This window comes from Mycolicibacter senuensis, assembly GCF_003284925.1.
In the GTDB taxonomy this organism is placed as follows: Bacteria; Actinomycetota; Actinomycetes; order Mycobacteriales; family Mycobacteriaceae; genus Mycobacterium; species Mycobacterium algericum_A.
In genome coordinates this window covers 1-5,916 of sequence record NZ_QMEX01000189.1, presented here as the reverse complement: position 1 = coordinate 5,916, position 5,916 = coordinate 1, and the positions used below count along the sequence as shown (strand labels likewise).

Genomic DNA, 5,916 nt, shown 5'->3' with positions numbered 1-5,916 from the left:
GCAGCTACCGGCAGCGCTTCGATCTTACTGGTGGCCACCTCGGCCATGCCGCAGCCTCGCAGCGCCAGCGGGTCGCCGACGCAGACCGCGTCGGGAACCAGTTCCTTGAGCCGGGCCGCCGACTTCACTACTGCCCGCAGATCGGCACTGGGGGTGATCAGCGCGGAGATGTCATCGGGAATCATCACCACATCACCCAGATCCACTGTGGGCAGCGGCTTTTCGAAGTCCACCGACGGCAGGAGCCAGGCCAGCCAACGCGGCAGCCACCAGTTCCATTCGGCGAAAATCGCCATCAGCGCCGGCACCAGCACCAGCCGCACCACCGTGGCGTCCACCGCGATCGCCACCGCACAGGCCACCCCCAACTCGGCGACCAGCGGCATCCCGGCAAACGCGAAGCCGATGAACACCGCGATCATAATCAGCGCGGCGCTGGTGATGGTGCGCGCACTGGTGCTCACGCCGTGGGCGACGGCGTCATGGGTGTTGCCGGACTGCAGGAAGCGTTCCCGGATCCGGGTCAGCAGGAAGATCTCGTAGTCCATCGACAGCCCGAACGTCATCGCCAGCACTATCGGTGGGATGAAGCTGTCGACCGACCCGGTCGGTGTCAGGCCGAACCGCTCCAGCCAGCCCCACTGGAACACGATCACCAGGCTTCCGTAGGCGGCTCCCACCGACAGCACCGTCATCACGACGCCCTTGAACGCCAGGAACACCGACTGGATCGAGATCAACAGCATCACGAACGCGATCAGCGCCACGAACACCAGCACCAGCGGTTCGGTCGCCGCGACCCGGTCGTCGAAATCCTTGATCAACGCCGTTGGTCCGCCGACGTCCACCCGCGCCGACGGCGAACCGGCCGCCGCCGGCAGGTGTTCGCGCATCCAGTCGATGGTCTCGCGGGCGGCCATGTCCTCCGGGTCCACCGACAGCACCGCCGACAGCAGGCCGCTGCTGTCGTCGTTGCCGAAGACCGGAGGCGAGACCGAGGCGATATTGGGCGCCCGGGTCATCTCCCGGCGGACCGCGGCGAACGTCTCGGCGTGCGAGGGTGCCGAGGCGTTCGCGCCGGGAATGGTGACCAGCACCCGGACCGGCCCCAACGCACCCGGACCCAGCGCCTGGGCAGCTGCGGCCACTCCGCCCCGGATCTCGTGGGAAGAGTCGAACTGCCGCAGCATGCTGTTGCCCTGTTCCAGCGACAGCGCCGGCGCCGCCAGCGTCAGCAGCAATCCGGCGGCCAGCAGTGCCGACACCCACGGGCGGCGCATCACCCAGGCCGTCCAGCGGGTCCAGAACCGGGACTGGGCGGCCGGGCTGCGCGACCAGTTCAGCAGTGCCGACCGTTTGGCCACCGGGCGGCCGAACACGGCCAGCACCGCCGGAGTGAGGCTGACCGCCGCCAGCACCGCGACGGAGACGGCCAGGATCGCGCCGGTGGCCATCGACACCAGCACCGGGGTGTTGATCAGATAGATACCGGTCAGCGACGCCACCACGGTCAGGCCGGACAGCACCACCGCCAGCCCGGACGTCGCCATCGCCGCGTCGACCGCCTCCTGCGGTTGGCGGCCGGCCCGCAGTTCTTCGCGGTAGCGCATCAGGATGAACAGCGAATAGTCGATCGCCAGCGCGATGCCGAACATCGACACCGTGGAGGTGACGAACACCGACATCGTGGTGAACATCGACAGCAGATAGACCAGCCCCATCGTGACGATCACCGTGCCGATCCCGAGGGCCAGCGGGATGGCGGCGGCCGCCAGCGAGCCGAACACGGCCAGCAACACGATCAGCACGATCGGCATGTTCCACTGTTCGGCCGCCGCGATGTCCTGCTTGGTCTTGGCCGACGCCGCGGCCCCCAGGGCGCCCTGCCCGATCACATACAGGTTCACCGAACCGTTCTCGACCCGGCCGGGGTGTTCGCCTTCCACGCCCAGCTTGGCGCGCAGCTTCTTGGCGATGTCGACCGCGCCGGTGTTGTCGAAGTCCACTCGCAGCGACACCACATAGGGCCGGTCGGGACGCGGCGGCGGCTGCCGCTGATCGGGAACCACCGTCACGCTGGGCACCTCGCCGGCGACACGCTGCAACAGCGCGACGGCGTCCTGCATGTCGTGGTAGGTGGCATCAGCGCGCGGAGCCGCCACCAGGGCCAGCGGCGAGGCACCCTGGTCGGGGAAGTGATCCTCGAGTTGATACTGCACATACAGCGACTGCGACCCCTCGACCTCGAAGCCCCCGCCGGTGAGTTGACCGGAGTGGTTGGCGGCCAAATAGAGCGATGGCAGCACAGCCAGAAGCCAACCTGTGAAGACCACCCAGCGGAATCTGCGCAGGTTGCTGCTGAAGCGCATCATGAACTGCTGGATTTCGGTTCTCCCCGCTCTCGCCCGCACCGGTGCGTCGCGTGTTGCGAGCCTACCGCAGCAAGCAGTGGCGCCGGCGCTTTCTCGTCGCCTCTGAGCTGGTCCGATGCGGTCCGGGAACCGCACTGTGACCAGGCCGACGTGCGCTCGGGTGGCGGCGTACTGCCGATGCTGACAGGATGGCGGGCGGTCCGCCGGATTCGGCGAGCGGTGCGGTTCCGCGAGCAGCAGATCCGGCGACGACGGCACCGTCCGATCGTGCCGCTGGTGCCGGGAGACGTCCCGCCCACCCGACCAGCCGATGCCTCCGCAACGTGGCGGAACCGCCCGGAAATCTCACCAGTTGTGAGGAGAATTCGTGAACACCACCCGTGCCGTCCTGCTTCGCACCCGGACCCTCGGTGCCGTCGCCGCCCTGTCGGTGGCCGGCGCCGCGACCGTCGCCCTGCTGTCGGGGCCGTCGGCGCCGTCGGCGACCGCATCCAAGGATCCCTGCGTGGCCAGCGAGCTCGCCCGGACCGTCGGCAAGGCCGTCACCTCGGCCGGCGACTACCTCGACTCCCACCCGGACACCAACCAGGTGCTGACCGGGGCGCTGCAGCAACAGCCCGGCCCGCAGACGCTGGCGGACCTCAAGGGCTACTTCGACGCCAATCCGAAGGTCGGCGACGACCTGGCCAAGATCACCGCACCGGTGACCGAGGTGAGCGACCGGTGCAAGCTGGCGGTCAGCCTGCCGCAGGTGCTCGGGCTGCTGCAGGCCGCCCAGGCTCAGGGTGGCCTGCCCGGCGGCCTGCCGGGAGGTCTGCCCGGCGGCGGCCTGCCGGTGAGCGGTCCGCCGGCCGGGGGAGTGACCCAACCGGTCGCGGTTCGCTGACCGCGGTTTCGCAGCCGGGAGTGTCCCGGCAGCCTGGGTCCTGGGTGCGGAAGACGAAGAAGAACAGCACCCATCCGACGGCGCCGACGAGCAGCCAGCTGATCATCCGGTAGACCAGCACCGCGGAGATGGCATCCGGCCAGCTCAAGCCGCTGGACACCAGGCCCGGGACCAATACGGCCTCTACGACCAGCAGTCCGCCCGGGATCAGCGGAATCGTTCCCGCGGCGCGGGCGGCAGCATAGGCCACCGTCAAACCGGCCACCGACGCGCTGCCGCCGGTAGCGTAGGCCGCGCACGCCAAGCAGGCGACGTCGGCGATCCAGTTGAACAACGACCAGCCGAATGCCGTCGACGCATCCCGGCGGCCCAGGCTGACCGACTCCACTTGCCCCAGCATTCGGCGCCAGGTCGCCACGCCGGTGTCGGCGGGCTTGTCGCGCACCGAGTTGAACCAGCACAGGACGCGCACCCCGATGCCGTCGATCAATTCCGGACGCGACGCGACCGCCTGGGCCAGCAGCAGCAGCGCGACGAAGCCACCGAGGGTGAACAGCAGCGAGAACGGATTGTCGCGTGCACCCAGCAGAAAGGCGCCCCCCAGGCCCAACAGCGCCAGCCCGACCGCCTGCAACACCCCCGACATCACCAGCTGCCACGACGCCACCACCGGCGAAGCGCCCCAGCGCCGCTGTTGGCGGTACAGGAAGGTGGTCGACAGCACCGGACCGCCGGGCAGCGTGGTGCTCAGCGAGTTGGCGGCGTAAAACGCCGCCTCGGATCGCCACTGCGTGACGTGCACCCCGGCCGAGCGCAGCAGGGTGCGCTGGATCTGCGCGAAGCTGTGCATAGATGCTGCCGCCGCCAGGATCGCGCCGAACAGCCAGCGGCTGTCGGCGCGCCACAGACTGGCCCACGCCGTGGCGAGCTGGTCCCACACCAGCACGATCTCAACCGTCAGCACCACTGCGACCAGACCGGCGATGACCGGACGAACCCAGCTGCGGGCACCGGCCGGACGTTGCGGGGCCCCGGCCGGGACGGCGATCACGTGGTGCGACACGGAATTAGAGGTTAGCCGCGTGACAGCGATATCCGGCTACAGTATGTGCGCTCGCTGCGGCATCGTTACGCTACCGGAATGTCAGCCAGCGCAGCCGAATCCGTCCACCCGACCGTGCGCAAGGCGACAGCCTGGGCCTGGCGCCTGCTGGTGTTGTTCGCCGCGGCATTGGTGGTCCTGCTGATCGCCCGACGGCTCGAAGTCATCGTCGTCCCGGTGGCGCTGGCGATGATGATGTCGGCGTTGCTGCTGCCCGGTGTGGACCGGCTGGACCGGGCCGGCGTCCCCCGCGGCCTGGCGGTGTTCCTGCTGTTGCTCACCGGCGTGGCGGTGCTGGCCGCGCTGCTGAGCTTCGTGATCGACGAGTTCATCGACGGGCTGCCCGAGCTGGTCGAGCAGGTCACCCAGATGGTCAACTCGACACAACACTGGCTGATCGAAGGCCCACTGCACCTGAGCGGCGACCAGATCGACAAGGCCGGCGCCACCGTGATCACCGAGCTGCGCAACAATCAGGCCAAGCTGACCAGCGGCGCGTTGTCGACGGCCGAGACCATCACCAAGATCTTCACCGGTGCGTTCGTCGTGCTGTTCACGCTGATCTTCTTCCTCTACGGCGGCCGCGACATCTGGCGGTTCACCGTCCGGTTCTTCCCCACTGACGTGCGGGCCAAGGTGCACGCGGCCGGGGTCGCCGGCTTTGAGTCGCTGATCGGCTACATCCGGGCGACCTTCCTGGTGGCGCTGGTGGACGCCGTCGGGATCGGCATAGGCCTGGCCGTCATGGCCGTGCCGTTGGCATTGCCGTTGGCATCCCTGGTCTTCCTGGGAGCCTTCATTCCGCTGGTGGGTGCGGTGCTCACCGGACTGTTGGCGGTGCTGGTCGCCCTGATAGCCAAGGGCTGGATCTATGCGTTGGTCACCCTGGGCCTGATCATCGCCGTCAACCAGCTCGAGGCCCATGTGCTGCAGCCGCTGGTAATGGGCCGTGCGATGTCGATCCACCCGCTGGCGGTGGTGCTGGGCATCTCCACCGGGGCGATCCTGGCCGGTATCGTCGGCGCGCTGCTGGCCGTCCCGACGATCGCGTTCATCGACCGGGCGGTGCGGGTACTGGTCGCCCCACACGATGCCGAAGCTGCGGTCTCAGAGGAGGATGCGACGCCCGAGCAGGATGCCGAAGCCGGGGCCGATGCGGCGCCCGAGGCGGAGATCAGTACCGGCCCTCCCGGCGCAGCAACTCGGCCGCACTGAGACCACCGGCGGCGCCGCGCCGCTGCGGATTGTCGCCGCTCTTGTCGCCCTTATCGCCCTTGTCTTCCTGGTCGCGGGGGGCGGTGAGCTTCTCGGTCGCCGGACTGTCCGGGCCTGCCGGGTCGCTCTGAACCGGGATGGCGGTGGTGGGGGCGTTCTCGGTGTCCTCCGGGGGGCCGCCGGGTTTGGGCAACGACCGCGTCCGCTCGTCGGATGGCCGCGGTTCGGCCGGATCCTGCCGGCCGCGCGAGCGTGGCGATCCCGCGTCCCGGCCGCCGCGCAGCTCGCCCAGCCAGGACTCGATTTCGCGGTCTCCACCGGCCGGACCCTCGGCGGGGGAC

3 protein-coding genes and 2 pseudogenes are annotated in these 5,916 nt (G+C 69.3%); 2 read left to right on the top strand and 3 right to left on the bottom strand.

The features are described from left to right. Window positions 1-2,372: MMPL family transporter (locus DQP56_RS22155; RefSeq protein ID WP_133259004.1), on the bottom strand; the 2,372-nt coding region annotated here is incomplete at its 3' end. 367 nt (window positions 2,373-2,739) lie between these two features. Here DQP56_RS22155 and DQP56_RS25410 point away from each other — a divergent pair. Next, window positions 2,740-3,093, top strand: a pseudogene (locus DQP56_RS25410) (hemophore-related protein); the annotation flags it as partial. A 16-nt stretch (window positions 3,094-3,109) separates the two neighbouring features. Here DQP56_RS25410 and DQP56_RS22145 read toward each other — a convergent pair. After that, the gene (locus DQP56_RS22145) at window positions 3,110-4,321 is read right to left on the bottom strand and encodes a lysylphosphatidylglycerol synthase transmembrane domain-containing protein (protein ID WP_435673900.1); all 1,212 of its coding nucleotides are present in this window, start codon (window positions 4,319-4,321) and stop codon (window positions 3,110-3,112) included. Between the two features lie 78 nt (window positions 4,322-4,399). Here DQP56_RS22145 and DQP56_RS22140 point away from each other — a divergent pair, with 78 nt between their 5' ends. Then, a complete protein-coding gene (locus DQP56_RS22140; RefSeq protein ID WP_112689100.1) occupies window positions 4,400-5,575 on the top strand; it encodes an AI-2E family transporter in 1,176 nt (391 codons plus the stop codon). Here DQP56_RS22140 and DQP56_RS22135 read toward each other — a convergent pair. Beyond that, window positions 5,535-5,916 (bottom strand): annotated as a pseudogene (locus DQP56_RS22135) (hypothetical protein); the annotation flags it as partial. The gene DQP56_RS22140 and the pseudogene DQP56_RS22135 sit on opposite strands and share 41 nt — an antisense overlap.

Bases quoted from the DNA above. Each gene is read 5' to 3' on its own strand.
- DQP56_RS22140 (WP_112689100.1), top strand. From the start codon at position 4,400: ATGTCAGCCAGCGCAGCCGAATCCGTCCACCCGACCGTGCGCAAGGCG.